Raw genomic sequence first — 17,092 nt, 5'->3', positions numbered from 1 at the left:
GCCGGGCGCGTGGAGCCGGGAGCTGCTCCAGCGCCCCGGAAGGGGGGCGGGGAACTGCGCGAGCAGCCCCCGCGCACCCGCGCAGGACTACGCGACCCGGGTGAACTCCACCGTCACCTCCGGCGCCCCGCCCGGCACCCCCCGGTAGATCCCCTTGTGCGGGGTCACGTCGTCGTAGTCCCGGCCCCGGCCCACGACCACGTGGTCCTCCCCGGCCCGCACCCGATTCGTCGGGTCGTACCCGCACCAGTCGCCGGCCCAGTACTCGATCCAGGCGTGGCTCTGCCCGGCGACGGGCCGGTCCAGCTCGGCCTCCCGGTCCGGGTGCAGGTACCCGGACACGTACCGGGCCGGCAGCCCCAGCCCCCGCAGCAGGGCGACGGTGAGATGGGTGATGTCCTGGCAGACGCCCGCCCGCTGGGCCCACGCCTCCGCCGGCGAGGTGTTCACCCCGGTCGCCCCCGGCAGGTACGTCACCCGGTCGGCGACCATCCCGGACACGGCCACCGCGGCCTCGTGCGGGCCCAGCCCCGCCGCCGCGCCCAGCGCCTTCTTCACCAGCCTCTTCGGCACCGACGTACGCCCGGTCGGTGTCACGAACTCCAGCAGCCGTGATCCCGACGCCCGTGCGGCCAGCTCGGCCCACCTCGGCGCGGCCGGCAGCGGGCCCGGCGCCGCCGTCTCCACCAGGCTGGACGCGGTGATCGTCAGGTCCTCGTGCGGTTCGAGGAGGTCGAAGCCGGTGACCTGGGTGCCCCAGTAGTCCCAGTACGACCAGACGGCGGTCGCCGGCTGCACCGTGACCCGCGCGTCCAGCGTGGTCTGCCCCGGCAGGGTCAGCGGCGTCATCCGGACCTCGTTGTGCGAGGAGGCCACGGGCTGCGCGTAGGAGACCCGGGTGGTGTGCCGGATGCGGAGGCGACGAGCCATCTCAGGCCCCTTCCTGGGCCCACTGCACGGGCCCCTGGTACGGGAAGAACCGCTCCGCCACCGCGTCGGCGGACGCCATGCAGGCCTGCTGGAGGTCGCGCAGCAGGACCGGCAGCTGCTCCTCCAGGGTGACGGTGTCCAGGTATTCGAGGCGGGTGCGGGCCCGGCCGACGGGGGAGCGGGCCGGGTCCTGCCGGGGCCTGCCGAGCGCGGCCAGGCACTCCTCGGCGGTGGTCAGCGCGTGCAGCGCCGAGCGCGGGAAGTCCCGGTCCAGGAGCAGGAATTCGGCCACTCTCGGAGTGTCCCCGAAGCCGCTGTGCACGCGGGCGTACGCCTCGTCGGCGCCGCTCGCGCTGAGCAGCGTCGGCCAGTCCGGCGCGTGCGCCGCGTCCAGCACGCGCACCGAGAGCAGTCGTACCGTCATGTCCACCCGCTCCAGGCTGCGCCCGAGGACCACGAACCGCCAGCTGTCGTCCCGGCTCATCGTCGAGTCGGCCAGCCCGAAGAAGAGCGCGGCCCGGCTGCGGACCAGCTCCAGGTAGGCGTAGGGGCCGGTGCGGCGGGCCGCGCGGCGCCGGTCGCCGAGCGCGTGCCAGGTGGAGTTGAGGCACTCCCACATCTCCGAGGAGACGGCCTCACGGGCGCTGCGCGCGTTCAGCCGGGCGGCGCCCAGCGCGCCCTCGATGGAGCAGGTGGAACGGGCGTCGAAGGCGAGCTGGTCCAGGACCTGCTGCATGTCGACCCGTTCCGGACCGGCGTCCACGCCGAGGATCGCGTACAGCGACCGGCAGGCGGCGTCCTCGTCGCGCCAGGGGTCCTCCAGCAGCCGGTGCAGGTAGGCGTCGAGGATCCGGCCGGTGGCGTCGGCCCGTTCGACGTACCGCCCCGTCCAGGTCAGCGACTCGGCGATACGGGAGAGGATCACGTCGTTCATCGAGTCCCCCGGTCACACATCGGCCGGTGCGGTGGACACGTGCTGAGCGAGAACCAGGCCGGCACGGCAACCTCCGTTCGCCGGGGAGATCGGGCGGGTTCCCACCCGGCCGGTGCCGATCGCGTAGGACCCGACCGTTCGCCGAGCGGCCGAGCGGTGTGAGCCACGAACCCCTGTCGCCCAGGAGAGGGACGGTTTCATCCTGCTGCGCTCCTTCACTGCTGTGCCCCCTCGTGCACGACGCTGGGGGTGCTGACGGGGCCGAGCTGGCGCGGGGCGACGTCGGGCTGTGCCGCCGTCGGTGCCGCCGGCCGCTCCGCCGGGCCCTCGGCGAGCACCCAGGTGTCCTTGGAGCCGCCGCCCTGGCTGGAGTTGACGATCAGGTTGCCCTCCTGGAGGGCGACCCGGGTGAGCCCGCCGGGCAGGACCCAGATGCCGTCGCCGTCGTTCACGGCGAACGGCCGCAGGTCAATGTGGCGCGGGGCCATCCGTTCACCCGAGAGGGTGGGGGAGGTGGAGAGGGCGACCGGACGCTGTGCGATGAAGCCGCGCGGGTCGGCCGCGACTGCTTTGCGAGTGCGTTCCAGGGTCTCCTTGTCGGCCTTCGGGCCGATCACGATGCCCTGCCCGCCGGCCCCGTCCACCGGCTTCACCACCAGCTGGTCGACCTGGTCGAGGACGGCCTCCAACTGCCCTGGCTCATCAGGCCGGTAGGACTCGACATTGGGGAGAACCGGTTCTTCGCCGAGGTAGTAGCGGATCAGGTCCGGGACGTAGGTGTAGAGGAGTTTGTCGTCCGCGATGCCGTTGCCCACTGCGTTCGCGAGTGTGACGTTCCCCGCGATGGCGGCGTTCAGGATGCCGGGGCAGCCGATCACCGAGTCGGGGCGGAAGTGCAGCGGGTCGAGGAAGTCGTCGTCGAGGCGCCGGTACACGACGTGCACGGGCACCTCGCCCCGCGTCGTGCGCATCCACACCCGGTTGCTCCGGCACACCAGGTCGTGCCCCTCCACCAGCTGCACGCCCATCAGCCGGGCCAGCAGGGCGTGTTCGAAGTAGGCCGCGTTGCTGGGCCCGGGGGTGAGGACGACCACCCGGGGATCACCCGCCGCCCCGCCCGGCGCCGCGGCCCGCAGGGCGGCGAGCAGCCGTCCCGCGTACCCGTCCACCGGCAGCACGTGCTGCTCGGCGAAGAGCGACGGGAAGATCCGGGTCATCGCGCGCCGGTTCTCGATGACGTAGGACACCCCGCTCGGCACCCGTACGTTGTCCTCCAGGACCCGGAAGACCCCGGCCTCGTCCCGCACCAGGTCGATTCCGGCCACATGGATGCGCACCCCGCCGGGTGGCTCCACCGCGTGCGCGGCCCGGTGGAAGTGCGGCGAGCCCAGCAGCAGCCGCCAGGGCACCACCCCGTCCTCGAAGGCCCGCGCGTGTCCGTAGGCGTCGGCCAGATAGGCCTCCAGCGCCCGGACCCGCTGGGCCACGCCTCTTCGCAGAAGATCCCACTCCAGGGCGTCGAGGATCCTCGGTACCAGGTCCAGCGGCCAGGGCCGTTCCTCGCCCGCGAAGGCGTAGGTCACCCCCCGGTCGGTGAAGGCCCGGGCCATCTGGTCGGCCCGGAACCGCAGTTCACTCGGTTCGATCGGCTGAAGCGCAGCCAGTACCGGCTCATAGGCGGTCCTGACCTCACCCGGCCGCACAAACATCTCGTCCCACGCGTCGGCCAACGCGTACGCGTCGAATATGTCCGCCATGGAGGGACGTTAGAGCGGGCACGTAACGCGGCGATCACTGGCGGATTTCGGGGATTCGCCGGGACCGCCGCGTCACGCGCCCGCGAGCGGCCCTCCCCGCAACGCGTCTCCCCCGTGCGCGCGTTGCACGGGCCCCGGCCCGATTGTCGATCGGGGGAGGATGGCCCGGTGCCCCGCCGGGTGTCCGGCGACACCCGTGGCAAGCGGCTCTCGCGATGCCGCGCGCACCCCCTGCCACTACCGTCATCTTGTTGCAATGTTGTCGGCGGAGGCGGTGCGATATGCGGTCGTATCCGGGCATTACGGCGCCCCGCGTGAGGGGAGCCGTGTTGCGGACCCGGTCCGGACCGCTCATAGTTGCGCTGCGGAAGAGGCAGCAAACCGGGGGTGGAATGGGCGATGGCCGGGCACGGGACGGAGGAGCATCCACACGGTGCCGACCGGCTGTGCACCGCCGGGGACCGGGTGTACTCCCGGGCCGTGCGCCGGGGCCGGGTGTCGCGCACGGACGCCGACGCGGTGCCCTGCCTGCTTGAACTGGCGCTGCTGCACCCCGATCCCGACGACATGGACTGGCTGGTGCCCACCGCACCGCAGGAGGTCATGACCCGGCTGTTGCGCGGGGTCTACGACGAGGTGACGGACAGCCAGCGGCGGATGGGGTCGGCGGTCGCGGCGTTCGAGTGGTACGCCGGTCTGGGACGGCATCTGCAGGCCGTCTCGGCGTCCGCGGAGGGCACGGCGGCCATCCGGGTGCTCGACGGGCTGTCCCGGATCCAGGCGGCCATGGACGAGGCGACGGAGGCGTGCACGCAGGAGGTGCTGACCGTGCAGCCCGGCGGCATCCGGCGCGAGTCGGAGCTGACCGAGGGTCTGCACCGGGCCGTCGCCCTGCGCGGGCGGGGCGTGCGGATGCGCGACCTGTACACGCACGTCGCCCGGCACGGCCAGGGCCTGCTCAACTACCTGGAGCTGATGGGCGACGCGGTCGAGGCCCGCACCCTCGACGAGGTCATCGACCGGCTCATCCTCTTCGACCGCACGGTGGCGTTCATCCCCGCGAACGCGGACCGCACGATGGCCCTGGAGCTGCGCCACCCCGCCCTCGTCGAGTACTTCGTCACGGTCTTCGAACGACTCTGGCGCCTCGCGATCCCGCTCACCGCCCCGCTCCCCGACACCGGCATCGAGGGCATCTCGCACCGGGAGCAGTCCATCGCGGCGCTGCTCGCCGAGGGCCACCAGGACGCGGTCATCGCCGAACGCCTCGGCATCAGCGTGCGCACCTGCCGCGCCCACATCGCCCGCCTCTCGGAGACGCTGGGCGCGGCCAGCCGCACCCAACTCGGCGTGCGGATAGCACAGGTGGGACTGGACCGGCCGCCGGGCGAGGCGGGCACGGCGGCCCCCGACACGGCGCTGGACGCGGTCAGCCTTCCTGATCAAGGATCCCCGAGCGTGCGATGAGGCAGCCGAGCCGAGCGCGGCTCCGGCTGCCGGGGGCGGCGGCGAGTCCGTCGTCACGCGGGGCGGTACCCCGGAGGTTCATCAGCGGTTCGCAGAGCTCCACCAGGCGCTGCTCCGGCCGCCGTTCCTCGGTGATGCGGGCGCGGGCCCCGCGCCGCAGCCGGGTCGGCGCGACCTCCGGGGCGGCGGGCTCCAGGCGGCCCGCGTCGTCGGGCGCCGGGTGCAGGAGGCCGAGGTCGACAAGGCAGGGCGCGCCCCTGGCGTCCTGGGCGGAGACGTGCCCGTTGCCGAGGGCCCTTTCGTAGAGTTCCGTCCCCTCGGGGCACAGGTCCTCGACGCCGTGCTCGGCACGAGGGGTGGGGGGTCACGGCCTGCCGGCCTCCTCGGGAGGCGTCTGATCCAGGATTCCGGACTGGGCGATCAGGAAGCCCAGTTGCGCGCGGCTGCCGCTGCCCAGGAGCTGGGCCAGTTTGGCGATGTGGGCCCGGCAGGTGCGGACGTTCATGCCCAGGCGGCGGGCTATCGCCTCGTCGACGTGGCCCTCGATGAGGAGCTTGGCGATGGAGTGCTGGACCTCGGTGATGCCGTCGGGGGCGGTCTCGTAGGGCGCGCCTGCACTCAGCGGGACCGCTCGGTTCCACATGAACTCGAAGACCTTGATCAGGTATCGGACGAGCCCCGGGTGCCGCAGTTCGAGGGCGATCTCCCCGTCGTCGCGGGTGGGGATGAAGGCCACGGTCTCGTCGCAGATGATGAGCCGCTCGACGAGTTCGTCGATCGTGCGGTACTCCACCTTGCCGTCGGTGAACTGGGCGACGTAGGCGAGCGTCTCGGGGCTGTAGCGGGCCGGGTGCTGGTAGAGCGTGCGGATGCGGCAGCCGCGTTCGATCAGCGGCCGGTCGCGTTCCAGGGCCTTGGTGAGCGTGTGTTCCAGGCGCCGGCGGCTGGGCTGGACGGTGAGCATCTCGGTCTGGCACTGAGAGGTGGCCAGATCGAGGGCCGCGTTGATCCGGTCCAGGCCCTCCAGCACCGTGATGGAGTGCGTGGTCGTCGTGGACTGCGCGCTGAGGGTCATGAACGGCTCGAAAGCGTCGGCGAGTTCGATCGACATCCGCCTGCGTTGGGTGATCTCGCTCTCGATCGGGTTCAGCCGCTGGGCGAGGGCGATCGACGGGGGGACCGGGCGCAGCCAGTTCGGGTCGTCGGGATCGGCATGAAGGAGGGCGAACTCCATCAAACAAGGCGCCGGTTCCACATCCGCACGGGCGACGCGTCCCGTCCGGAGAGCGTTCCCGTAGAGACGGCGCCCGTCCTCGCACAGGTCGGTCAGCCCGTGGGGATGTGTCCGCTTAGTCTCATTTATTGCCAAATCTCCACCCCCCAGGGTCCTGAACGTGCAGGAACATGATGCATCGATTGTGTGGCCACGACGTGCCGGAATGGGCCATCGTCGTATTCGGACGGGGGAGAGGTGACCTTCAAATGAGGACGAAGCCGACTATGCATAAGAGAATGCTTCGCTCGGTGCTTGTTGCCGCCTTCTCCGCGGTTGTGGCCTTCGGAGCAGTGGGCGGCCTCTCGGCGACGAAGAGTGATATCGCGGGGGACAGCAGCTGGAGCACCACCGCCGCCGTCCCAGGTGACAGCAGTTGGTCGATCGTGGCGTCCGACGTCCCCGGGGACAGCTCATGGGTTGCCCCGGCCGACAGCAGCTGGGCCGTATCGTCATGACCACCCCACCCGACGACCGCTCCTTCCGCCGGGAAATGGCCACCGCCTACCGCTCGGGCTGGCACTTCATCGACCTCGTCACCGCGATCCCCCACTCCGGTGACTCGTTGATGGTGACTGTCTTCGGTGAGCCGGTCGTCGTCACGCGCGACGAGGACGAGGACGTACGGGCGTACCGGTGTCTGCGCAAGCCCCGGGGTGCGCCGCAGCCCGTGCGGTGCGCGATCCGGTACGGAATGATCTTTGTGAACCTGGACCAACGGGACCACCGGCTGGCTGAGCCGGATGTCCCGGACGTGAGGACCATCTCTGCCACCCCCCGCAGTGCCTGACGCGATTCCCCCGTCGTAAAAGATCGCTCAGGTGCTTCCCCCCGCAGCGGCGTCACCGTGACCTGAACACGGTGACGCCGCTGCAGTTTTAGGGCGACATTTCGGAGTATCCCCTGGTTTCGGCAATGCTTCACGGTGGCTGAAACTGGCTGCCGGAACAGGGTGGCCGCCCCGGCCCCGTGCCGCCCTCACCCGCACCCGGCGTTCCCGCCCGCCTCTCCTGCCCCGGCGCCTTCGCCGCCGCGCTCCCGGCCGCCGCCCGGGCCAGGTTCTTCCTCCGGCAATCACCCACGTGCACATGGCCCGAAAGGCGGCCCCAGGAAGGGCTCCCGCTCGCACCTTGAGTGGAATAGACTCAACTTTGTGTACGTTGGCTGAGTCAGCCGAACGACGCCGAGGAGGAGAACGCGAACGTGGACGCCGAGCTGACCAACAGGAGCCGGGACGCGATCAACGCGGCCAGCAGCCGGGCCGTGACCGAGGGGCACGCGGACCTCACCCCTGCCCACCTGCTGCTGGCTCTGCTTGCCGGGCAGGACAACGAGAACATCACCGACCTGCTCGCGGCTGTCGACGCCGACCAGGCCGCCGTACGCCAGGGCGCCGAACGCGTGCTGGCCGCGCTGCCCAGCGTGACCGGATCCACGGTCGCGCCCCCGCAGCCCAACCGTGAACTGCTCGCGGTCATCGCCGACGCGGGCGAACGAGCCAAGGACCTCGGCGACGACTACCTCTCCACCGAGCACCTGCTCATCGGCATCGCCGCGAAGGGCGGCGCGGCCGGCGAGGTGCTCGACCGGCAGGGCGCCAGTGCGAAGAAGCTGGCGGAGGCCTTCCGGAAGGCGCGCGGCGGGCGCCGGGTGACCACCGCCGACCCCGAGGGCCAGTACAAGGCACTGGAGAAGTTCGGCACCGACTTCACGGCCGCCGCCCGGGACGGCAAGCTCGACCCCGTCATCGGCCGCGACCAGGAGATCCGCCGGGTCGTACAGGTGCTGTCCCGCCGTACCAAGAACAACCCCGTGCTCATCGGCGAGCCCGGCGTCGGCAAGACCGCCGTCGTCGAGGGACTGGCCCAGCGGATCGTCAAGGGCGACGTGCCCGAGTCGCTGAAGGACAAGCGGCTGGTGGCGCTGGACCTCGGCGCGATGGTCGCGGGCGCGAAGTACCGCGGCGAGTTCGAGGAGCGGCTGAAGACCGTCCTCGCCGAGATCAAGGACTCCGACGGGCAGATCATCACCTTCATCGACGAGCTGCACACGGTCGTCGGCGCGGGCGCCGGCGGCGACTCCGCCATGGACGCCGGCAACATGCTGAAGCCGATGCTGGCCCGCGGCGAACTGCGCATGGTCGGCGCCACCACCCTCGACGAGTACCGCGAACGCATCGAGAAGGACCCGGCGTTGGAGCGCCGCTTCCAGCAAGTGCTGGTCGCCGAGCCGACGGTGGAGGACACCATCGCCATCCTCCGTGGCCTGAAGGGCCGTTACGAGGCCCACCACAAGGTGCAGATCGCGGACTCGGCACTGGTCGCCTCCGCGACCCTCTCCGACCGCTACATCACCTCCCGCTTCCTGCCCGACAAGGCGATCGACCTGGTCGACGAGGCGGCTTCCCGGCTCCGCATGGAGATCGACTCGTCCCCCGTCGAGATCGACGAACTCCAGCGCTCCGTCGACCGGTTGAAGATGGAGGAGCTGGCGCTGGAGAAGGAGACCGACCCGGCCTCCCGGGAGCGCCTGGAGAAGCTGCGCCGCGACCTCGCCGACAAGGAGGAGGACCTGCGCGGTCTCAACGCCCGCTGGGAGCGCGAGAAGCAGTCCCTGAACCGGGTCGGCGAGCTGAAGGAGAAGCTCGACGCCCTGCGCGGCACCGCCGAACGCGCCCAGCGCGACGGCGACTTCGACACCGCCTCCAAGCTGCTGTACGGCGAGATCCCGCAGCTGGAGAAGGAGCTGGAGGCCGCGTCCGAGGCCGAGGAGGAGACGGCCAGGGACACCATGGTCAAGGACGAGGTCGGCTCCGACGACATCGCCGACGTGGTGGCCGCCTGGACCGGCATCCCGGCCGGCCGCCTGCTGGAGGGCGAGACCCAGAAGCTGCTCCGCATGGAGGACGAGCTGGGCCGCCGCCTGATCGGCCAGACCGAGGCCGTGCGAGCGGTGTCGGACGCCGTACGACGGTCCCGCGCCGGGATCGCCGACCCCGACCGCCCCACCGGCTCCTTCCTCTTCCTCGGCCCGACCGGCGTCGGCAAGACCGAGCTCGCCAAGGCCCTCGCCGACTTCCTCTTCGACGACGAGCGGGCGATGGTCCGCATCGACATGTCGGAGTACGGCGAGAAGCACAGCGTGGCCCGGCTGGTCGGCGCCCCGCCCGGATACGTCGGCTACGAGGAGGGCGGCCAGCTCACCGAGGCCGTCCGCCGCCGCCCCTACACGGTCGTCCTCCTGGACGAGGTGGAGAAGGCCCACCCCGAGGTCTTCGACGTCCTGCTCCAGGTGCTGGACGACGGCCGCCTCACCGACGGCCAGGGCCGCACGGTCGACTTCCGCAACACGATCCTGGTCCTCACCTCGAACCTGGGCAGCCAGTACCTGGTGGACCCGGTCCTCGGCGAGGAGGAGAAGAAGCGGCAGGTCCTGGAGACGGTCCGGCACTCCTTCAAGCCGGAGTTCCTCAACCGCCTCGACGACACGGTGGTCTTCTCCGCCCTGGCCAAGGACGAACTGGCCCGGATCGCCCGGCTCCAGATCGACCGGCTCGCCAAGCGCCTCGCCGACCGCCGACTCGCCCTGGAGATCACCCCCGAGGCCCTGGCCTGGCTCGCCGAGGAGGGCAACGACCCGGCCTACGGCGCCCGCCCGCTGCGCCGCCTGGTCCAGACCGCCATCGGCGACCGGCTGGCCAAGGAGATCCTCGCCGGCGAGGTCAAGGACGGCGACACGGTCCGCGTGGACGCGTTCGGCGAGGGGCTGATCGTGGGACCGGCGACGGCGGCGGAGGCCGTGGAAAGCACCGGTCAGGAGTCCGGAAAGACGCTCTGAGCGGAATTGCGCCAACGCGAGATGAACCCGCCGGGGCAGGGGTTGCCACCCCCCGCCCCGGATGGGGGAGGATGGCGGAATCCGTATGAAGGGAAAAACACGGTGACCATCGACCCGTCCTCGATTCCGAACTTCGGGGGCCAGCCCGAGCCGCAGCCCCAAGGACCGGCGGGCCCCGTCGTCCCGGATCAGGATCTTGTGAAGCAGCTCCTCGACCAGATGGAGCTCAAGTACGTCGTCGACGACGAGGGCGACCTCGCGGCGCCGTGGGAGCAGTTCCGCACGTACTTCATGTTCCGCGGCGAGGACGAGCAGGCCGTCTTCTCGGTGCGGACGTTCTACGACCGCCCCCACAAGATCGACGAGAAGCCGCAGCTGCTCGAGTCCATCGACGACTGGAACCGGCGGACCCTGTGGCCCAAGGTCTACACCCACACCCACGACGACGGCACGGTCCGTCTCATCGGTGAGGCCCAGATGCTGATCGGCACGGGCGTCGACATCAACCACTTCGTGTCGTCCACGGTCAGCTGGGTGCGGGCCGCGATCGAGTTCGACAAGTGGCTGGTCGAGCAGCTCGGCCTGGAGGAGGCCGTCAACGAGGCCGACGAGCCGGAGGACGGCGAGGAGTAGGACCTGAAGCGGCCTACAGCGGCGTCTGCGCGTAGACGACGAGGTAGGTGCCGTAGCCGAACGAGAGCCCGGCCAGGGCCGTGACCACCACTGTCGCGTGCCAGGGCCGGGCTCTCGCCGTGCGGACCAGCGCCCTGGCCAGCGGCAGCAGCAGCGGGAAGGCCGGGAGCAGGAAGCGCGGCTTCGACTCGAAGAAGCCCGAGCCGCCGAGGGTGATCAGCAGGAGCACGGCGGTGTGGGCGAGCAGCGGGAGCGGGGCGCGGTCCAGGGCCAGCAGGGCGAACAGCACCACCGCCGCCGCGACGATGACCAGCGTCATCGGGAAGACGAACCGGTCGCCGCGCAGCAGCAGCGTACGGACGAACGCCAGCGAGCCCCGGCCGAAGTCGAAGCGCGAGCCCCACAGCCGCTGGACGCCGAAGTAACCGCCCAGCGCGTCGCCGGTGCGGCTGCCGACCCACAGGACGTACGCGGTCCAGCCCAGCGGAGCGAGCGCCGCGCCCGTCCACAGCCTGTGGGTAACCCTGCCGCGGGAGCGGTACAGCTCGTGCCCGGCGGCGAGCAGCACGGCCGCGGCGACCGCGAAGCCGTTCGGTCGGGACAGCCCGGCCAGGGCGGCCAGGGTGCCCGCCCACAGCCAGTTCCCGGCCATGACGGCGTACAGCGACCAGGCGGCGAAGGCGGTCAGCACCGGTTCCGTGTACGCCATGGACAGCACCACGGAGTGCGGAAGCAGCCCCCAGAGCAGCACCAGGGCGGTGCCCACCGCCCGGCCGTGCAGCCGGGCGCCCACCGCGTAGATCCCGCTCGCGGCGACGGCGGCGGCCGTCCATGACACCAGCAGCCCCGCGCCGGCCCCGCTCAGCGGGGTCACGGCCGTCAGGGTCCGGATGAGAGCCGGGTAGAGCGGGAAGAACGCCAGGTCGCTGTGGACGATGCCGGGCCCGAAGTACAGGGTGCGGCCGTAGCCGTGCGCCGCGATCCCCAGGTACCACGCCGCGTCCCACGACCGCCCGAGCAGCGTCAGCGGATGCCGCCCGCCCGCCCACGCGGCCAGCGCCAGCACGGCCATGCCGGTGAGCCGTGCCGCCGCGAACAGTCCCACGGCGACCCCGCCCGCGGCGACGACGGACAGCCGGGCGCCGGGCCGCTGCGCGACGGGCGGGGCGAGGGCGGTGGTGCTGGCGTGGCTCACATTCGCACAGTGCCGGGGGATCGGGTCAGGTGCGAGAAATGTGCGCCCGATGGAGGAAGCGTCCCGTGGAGAGGCGAGCTGCGGCGCCCCGGAGCTACGACAGCCGGCGCAGCCGTTCCGCCGCCTCCTTCAGGACCTCCGCCCGCTTGCAGAAGGCGAACCGCACGAACGAGGCTCCTTCCTCGCGGTGGTCGTAGAAGACGGCGTTGGGGATGGCGACGACGCCCGCGCGTTCCGGCAGGGAGCGGCAGAAGGCGAAGCCGTCCGTCTCGCCGAGGGGGCGGATGTCGGTGGTGATGAAGTACGTGCCGGCGGTGTCGTAGACCTGGAAGCCCGCCTCCGTCAGGCCCGCCGCGAGGATGTCGCGCTTGGTCTGCATGTCCCGGCGGAACGCCTCGAAGTACGCGTCGGGGAGCGCGAGGGCCTCCGCGATCGCGTACTGGAAGGGGCCCGAGGCGACGTACGTCAGGAACTGCTTGGCCGAGCGCACCGCCGCGACCAGCTCCGGCGTCGACGTCACCCAGGCCACGCCTCCTTCGTACACCCATTCACGCGTGGCGCACCGGGCCCACCAAGGTAAGCCGTCGCCGACCGAGGCGCGGGCTGAGAAGTCCGTCGCTCTCCGCCGTACGACTGAGCGCACCGTGCGGATGGGACGGGAACGGTGGATCGCCGCGGTTCACCGGTCAGCTCTCGTAGTGGTAGCGGCACTGTGCGATCAGGACGGCGTCCTCGGTGGCCTTGTAGATCAGTCTGTGCTCGTCGTTGATGCGGCGCGACCAGTAGCCCTGGAATCCGTGCTTGAGCGGTTCCGGTTTGCCGATCCCCTCGTTGCCGTTCCGGGCGATGTCCGCGATGAGCGTGTTGATGCGCTTCAGGATCTTCCGGTCCTGAAGCTGCCACCACAGGTAGTCCTCCCAGGCGCGGGAGGAGAAGGTGATCTTCAACTCGGGGCCCTCATTCGTCGGTCGCCAGTTCGCGTACGGTGCCGCCGCCGTTCTCCAGCTCGTCGATGGAGGCGAGCAGGCGCCGGGCGTTCGCCGGGCTTCGCAGCAGGTACGCGGTCTCCTTCAGGGACTCGTAGTCCTCAAGGGAGACGATGACGACCGGCTCATGTCCGGCCCGGGTGATGACGACCTCCTCGCGGTCGTCGGTGACGGAGTTGAGTACCTCGGCGTACCGCGCGCGGGACTCGGAATACGTCATGGTCTTCACGATCAACCCTCCTTCGACGTACAAGAAATTGTACGTCTCGCTCTGTCGTGCGGCAAGCGCCTATACCACGGCCGGGAGCGTGCGGCCTCCGGTGCGCGAGCGCTTTGCGGAGCCTTTCCGCCGCACCCGGCAGCACCTCGGTGCGTTTGCAGAATGCGAGCCGGGCGCAGGGGGCGCCCGCTGCGGCAGGGAGCATTTTGTCCGGCGCGCGGCGACGGCATCGACGTCACCGACAACGGCGGGTGCGCCGAGAAGGGACCTGGGGTCGCCGATCCGGTGGCCGTCGCGAAGACGATCGGGATCTCGTCCTACCGGTGCCTCAGAGAAACCTGTGGCCACTGTTATCATCAACTCGCCGCGTGTGGGGGGAAGTTCGGGGGCGGATATTTCGCGGCAGCATCAATACACGCCTTCCCGACCGTCGGCCTCCGGCACGCCTCTTTCCGCCGGAAGCCCCCAGGAGGCGACGATGGCTCGTCGTACCACCGCCCGTGGCGTCGTCGCCGCGCTGGCAGTCCTCACCGTCGTCGCCGGTCCCGGTCCACTCGTCGGCACGGCCGATGCGGGCGACGGCACCGGGAGCACCGCACGCGCGACCGAGAAGGTCTTCCAGTCCGACCGTTACCAGCCTCGCGCCGACCGGCTCTACAGCGCCGGTACCGACGGCTACCTGCACGCCCAGGAGGGACGCTCCGGCTACCTGTGGACGTCGTACGCCACCGGTGCGACGACCGAACTGGGCGAGCTGCCGCGAGTCGAATTCGCCGGCTACCTGGGCTCGTCGTCCGACATCGTGACCGACGTCGTCTCGCCCACCCAGAAGGTCGTCCTGCGTGACCTCTCCGCCGCCACCAGCACCGACGTCACCCTCACCCACGGCACGTACATGGCCACCTACGGCACCCATGTGCTGACCCAGGCCCGCGACACGGGCGGCAGCCGCACGCTGTGGCTCTACGGCGGCGACGCCCCGGCCGACGGCACCCTCGTCGACGGGTGGCCGGCCGGGATCACCTCGAACTTCCGGGTGCTGGGCGGCGACAGCGGCACCGCCGTCGTCGGCTACGCGCTGGGGGGCGTGCAGCACCTGGCGCTGGTGGACCTGGCCGCCGCGAAGGTCACCGGCGACGTGACCCTGTCCGCCGCTCCGGCCGCCGTCGCGCTGAGCGCGGACCGGCTGGTCTGGTACCCGTCCGGTACCACGCCGACGGCGCACGTCCTGGACCGCGGCGACCTCACCGCCCCCGGGACGACGGTGCCCCTGCCCGGCACCGAGGGCACCCCGTCGGTCGGCATCGCCGGGGACTGGCTCGTGGTGGCCCGTACCGTGCCGTCGAACCCCTCCAACCTGGCCGACGAGTCCGGCGAGCAGCTCATGGCCGTCCCCGTCACGGGCGGCGCCCCGGTCACCCTGCTCCGGCACGCGAACAGCTCCGTCGTACCCGCCCCCGACGGCGGCCTGCTGGTCGTCGGGGGCGCCGACGCCGGGCACTGGGCGGTACGCCGGGTCACCGGCACGGGCGCGGACACCCCGGCACTGACCGAACTGACCGCCGTACCGCCGGTAGCGGCGAAGATCACGCGGCTGTCGCTGGAGAACGGCACCCTGGCCACCGACGAGGCCAACTCCAGCTTCCTGGGCGCGTACTACACCCGGCCGATCGCCGCGGACGGCACGCCCGGCACCCGGACCTGGGAGAAGTGGGACGGCCTCGACACGGGCCCGTACGCCACCGGGGACGGCCGCGCCGTGACGTTCACCGCCGACGCCGACCCGGTCGGCTCGTACGTCCAGTCCGTCGACCGCGACGACCAGGCCGGCTTCTTCTACCTGCCCTCGGCAACCGGCACCGTCCTCGACGTCACCGGCCGCTACGCGGTCGTCAACGGTTCCTTCCCCAGCAAGCAGTACGTCGGCGACCTCGGTGTCTACACCGACCTGCAGCCCGTCCTCACCCGCTCCGTCACAGCCGCCTCCGTCTGGGGGAGCAGCCTGTGGACGCCGGGTTCCGGCAACGGTGTCGTCACCGCCAGGAACCTGAAGACCGGCGCGACCGCCGCCACCGTCAGCACCGGCGCCCCGTGCGTCCCCAAGGAGCTCCAGGTGGTGAGCCGCTGGATCTACTGGTCCTGCGGTACGGGCGGGACGGCCGGCGTCTGGGACCGAACGGCGAAGAAGAACATCCCCGTCCCGTCCGGCCAGGTCCAGCTCGGCGACGGATACCTCGTCCGGCAGGACACGACCACCGGGACGCTGCTCCTCACTGCCTTCGCCGACGGCACCGCGACCACCCGTGAGATAGCCGACCTCCCGGCGGGCACGTCCGGCGGGCGCGGGACGACCTGGACCGTGGACAAGTTCGGCGGGCCCGTCGCCTACGTCGACGCGGAGAACCGGATCCACCTGGTGCCCAGCGGGGTCGCCACCCAGCCGCTCTCCGCCGTCGAGTCCGAGACGACCGGCAACGCGGGGGAGAACAGCGCGGCCGACAGCCCGTGGTGGCAGTGGCGCGGGCTCCTCTCCAAGCCGGCCGCCTCCTGGACGGCCACCCTCACCAGCAAGGCCACCGGTACCGTCGTCCGCACCCTCTCCGGCGGGGCGGTGCAGGGCAACCTGACCGCGCGGTGGGACATCCGTGACGCCAAGGGCGCGCTCGTCCCCAACGGTGCCTACACCTTCACGGTGACGATCCCGCCTGCCGACGGCTCGGGACGCGCGCTGACCGTGTCGCAGACGGTGCAGGTGTCCGACGGGGCCGCCGTACGCCACGACTTCACCAGCGCCGGTTCCTGGGCGCCCGACGGAACCGGTGACATCCTGACCCTCAGCTCCTCCGGCACCGTCAGCTACCGGCCGGGCACCGGCACGGGCACCCTGGGCAAGGCCATGTCCGCCTCCGGCTGGCCCGCCTCCGTGAAGCTCTTCCCGTTCGGTGACCTCGACGGCGACCGGCGCAACGACATCCTCGTCCGGTTCAGCAGCGGCGAACTACGGGTGTACCGGACCATGCTCGGCCAGGCGTTTCTCACCAGCACTCCGCACACCTCGCTGGGCAAGGGCTGGAACCAGTACGACGTCCTGACCTCGCCCGGCGACATCAGCGGTGACGGCCGTCCCGACCTCATCGCCCGCAACTCCGCCACCGGCGCCGTCTACCTCTACCGGGGGACGAGCACCGGAAAGCTCACCGCGCGCGTGAAGCTCTACGCCGACTGGAAGACGTACAAGAAGATCGTGGGTGTCGGCGATCTCAACGGCGACGGCATCGGCGACCTGGTCGCCCAGGACAAGTCCAACAACCTGTACCGCTACCTCGGCACGGGCAAGGGCACCTTCTCCGCACGCGTGAAGCTGTCCTCCTCCTGGGGCGGCTCGTACGACACCGTCATCGGCGCCGGCGACCTCACCGGCGACGGCAATGCCGACCTCCTGTCCCGCGACACCTCCGGCAACCTGTGGCGCAACAACGGCAACGGCAAGGGGGTGTTCGGCGCCCGCACGAAGATCGCCACCGGATGGCGGGGGTACAAGGGGATCTTCTGAGTGGTGACGAAAAACGCGCCACGGGGCCGGCCGACCTCGAACCCGGCTGCCCGCAGGCCGTTGCCGAGCAGGTCGCGCTTCGGCGGAGGCCGGCGCCGACGTACGTCGGGTACTGCTCCGCCGTCGGGACGGCGGAGCCGAGCGGGCCGTCGGCCGTGACCCAGCCGGAACCGTGTTCACGCACCCGCTCGCGTGCCGCGCGGCAGGCCCCGCCGAGGGAGGCCGGCGAGGTCGGTGGACCGGCGGTCGCTCCACCCGGTCGTGCAAACTCCGCGTCAGCGGTCGCGCTCGTCCATCCACCGCGCCG

12 protein-coding genes and 1 pseudogene are annotated in these 17,092 nt (G+C 71.3%); 5 read left to right on the top strand and 8 right to left on the bottom strand.

What is annotated here, in order from left to right:
- Positions 1-87 precede the first annotated feature (87 nt).
- The 3 genes from BLW82_RS20020 to BLW82_RS20010 all read right to left on the bottom strand — a co-directional run bounded on the left by BLW82_RS20020 (position 88) and on the right by BLW82_RS20010 (position 3,621).
- Positions 88-930, bottom strand: coding sequence for a transglutaminase family protein (locus BLW82_RS20020; protein ID WP_093500364.1), 843 nt, complete (start codon positions 928-930; stop codon positions 88-90).
- Between the two features lies 1 nt (position 931).
- A complete protein-coding gene (locus BLW82_RS20015) occupies positions 932-1,864 on the bottom strand; it encodes an alpha-E domain-containing protein (protein ID WP_093500362.1) in 933 nt (310 codons plus the stop codon).
- Between the two features lie 215 nt (positions 1,865-2,079).
- Positions 2,080-3,621, bottom strand: a complete 1,542-nt coding sequence (locus BLW82_RS20010) for a circularly permuted type 2 ATP-grasp protein (protein WP_093500360.1) — start codon at positions 3,619-3,621, stop codon at positions 2,080-2,082.
- A 399-nt stretch (positions 3,622-4,020) separates the two neighbouring features.
- Between BLW82_RS20010 and BLW82_RS20005 the strand changes: the two genes are divergently transcribed.
- Positions 4,021-5,088, top strand: coding sequence for a helix-turn-helix transcriptional regulator (locus BLW82_RS20005; protein WP_093500358.1), 1,068 nt, complete (start codon positions 4,021-4,023; stop codon positions 5,086-5,088).
- Between the two features lie 364 nt (positions 5,089-5,452).
- Here the strand turns inward: BLW82_RS20005 and BLW82_RS20000 are convergent, their stop codons facing one another.
- Positions 5,453-6,418, bottom strand: a complete 966-nt coding sequence (locus BLW82_RS20000) for a helix-turn-helix domain-containing protein (protein ID WP_256216221.1) — start codon at positions 6,416-6,418, stop codon at positions 5,453-5,455.
- 397 nt (positions 6,419-6,815) lie between these two features.
- Between BLW82_RS20000 and BLW82_RS19990 the strand changes: the two genes are divergently transcribed.
- The 3 genes from BLW82_RS19990 to BLW82_RS19980 all read left to right on the top strand — a co-directional run bounded on the left by BLW82_RS19990 (position 6,816) and on the right by BLW82_RS19980 (position 10,831).
- Complete coding sequence (locus BLW82_RS19990) at positions 6,816-7,151, top strand: Rieske (2Fe-2S) protein (protein WP_089100103.1); 336 nt, start codon at positions 6,816-6,818, stop codon at positions 7,149-7,151.
- Positions 7,152-7,564: 413 nt separating this feature from the next.
- Positions 7,565-10,198, top strand: coding sequence for an ATP-dependent chaperone ClpB (clpB, locus tag BLW82_RS19985; protein ID WP_093500352.1), 2,634 nt, complete (start codon positions 7,565-7,567; stop codon positions 10,196-10,198).
- A 102-nt stretch (positions 10,199-10,300) separates the two neighbouring features.
- On the top strand, positions 10,301-10,831 hold the full coding sequence (locus tag BLW82_RS19980) for a type III secretion system chaperone family protein (RefSeq protein ID WP_093500350.1): 531 nt from the start codon (positions 10,301-10,303) through the stop codon (positions 10,829-10,831).
- A gap of 13 nt (positions 10,832-10,844) precedes the next feature.
- Here the strand turns inward: BLW82_RS19980 and BLW82_RS19975 are convergent, their stop codons facing one another.
- The 4 genes and pseudogenes from BLW82_RS19975 to BLW82_RS19960 form a co-directional block, all read right to left on the bottom strand.
- Positions 10,845-12,026, bottom strand: a complete 1,182-nt coding sequence (locus BLW82_RS19975) for a hypothetical protein (protein ID WP_371131359.1) — start codon at positions 12,024-12,026, stop codon at positions 10,845-10,847.
- 94 nt (positions 12,027-12,120) lie between these two features.
- A pseudogene (locus BLW82_RS19970) lies at positions 12,121-12,555 on the bottom strand (aminotransferase class I/II-fold pyridoxal phosphate-dependent enzyme); the annotation flags it as partial.
- A gap of 157 nt (positions 12,556-12,712) precedes the next feature.
- Positions 12,713-12,973, bottom strand: a complete 261-nt coding sequence (locus tag BLW82_RS19965) for a Txe/YoeB family addiction module toxin (protein ID WP_046730454.1) — start codon at positions 12,971-12,973, stop codon at positions 12,713-12,715.
- A 10-nt stretch (positions 12,974-12,983) separates the two neighbouring features.
- Positions 12,984-13,241, bottom strand: a complete 258-nt coding sequence (locus tag BLW82_RS19960) for a type II toxin-antitoxin system Phd/YefM family antitoxin (RefSeq protein WP_037676836.1) — start codon at positions 13,239-13,241, stop codon at positions 12,984-12,986.
- A 469-nt stretch (positions 13,242-13,710) separates the two neighbouring features.
- Here BLW82_RS19960 and BLW82_RS19955 point away from each other — a divergent pair, with 469 nt between their 5' ends.
- Complete coding sequence (locus BLW82_RS19955; protein ID WP_107408558.1) at positions 13,711-16,785, top strand: FG-GAP-like repeat-containing protein; 3,075 nt, start codon at positions 13,711-13,713, stop codon at positions 16,783-16,785.
- Positions 16,786-17,092: the final 307 nt, after the last annotated feature.

The organism is Streptomyces sp. Ag109_O5-10 (assembly GCF_900105755.1).
Classification (GTDB): Bacteria; Actinomycetota; Actinomycetes; order Streptomycetales; family Streptomycetaceae; genus Streptomyces.
Note: the sequence above shows the minus strand (reverse complement) of the source record. Positions and strands in the feature narration are given on the sequence as shown.

Excerpts from the sequence above, each read along its gene's own strand:
- BLW82_RS20020 (WP_093500364.1), bottom strand. The coding sequence starts at position 930 with ATGGCTCGTCGCCTCCGCATCCGGCACACCACCCGGGTCTCCTACGCG.
- BLW82_RS20015 (WP_093500362.1), bottom strand. The coding sequence starts at position 1,864 with ATGAACGACGTGATCCTCTCCCGTATCGCCGAGTCGCTGACCTGGACG.
- BLW82_RS20010 (WP_093500360.1), bottom strand. The coding sequence starts at position 3,621 with ATGGCGGACATATTCGACGCGTACGCGTTGGCCGACGCGTGGGACGAG.
- BLW82_RS20005 (WP_093500358.1), top strand. The coding sequence starts at position 4,021 with ATGGCCGGGCACGGGACGGAGGAGCATCCACACGGTGCCGACCGGCTG.
- BLW82_RS19990 (WP_089100103.1), top strand. The coding sequence starts at position 6,816 with ATGACCACCCCACCCGACGACCGCTCCTTCCGCCGGGAAATGGCCACC.
- BLW82_RS19955 (WP_107408558.1), top strand. The coding sequence starts at position 13,711 with ATGGCTCGTCGTACCACCGCCCGTGGCGTCGTCGCCGCGCTGGCAGTC.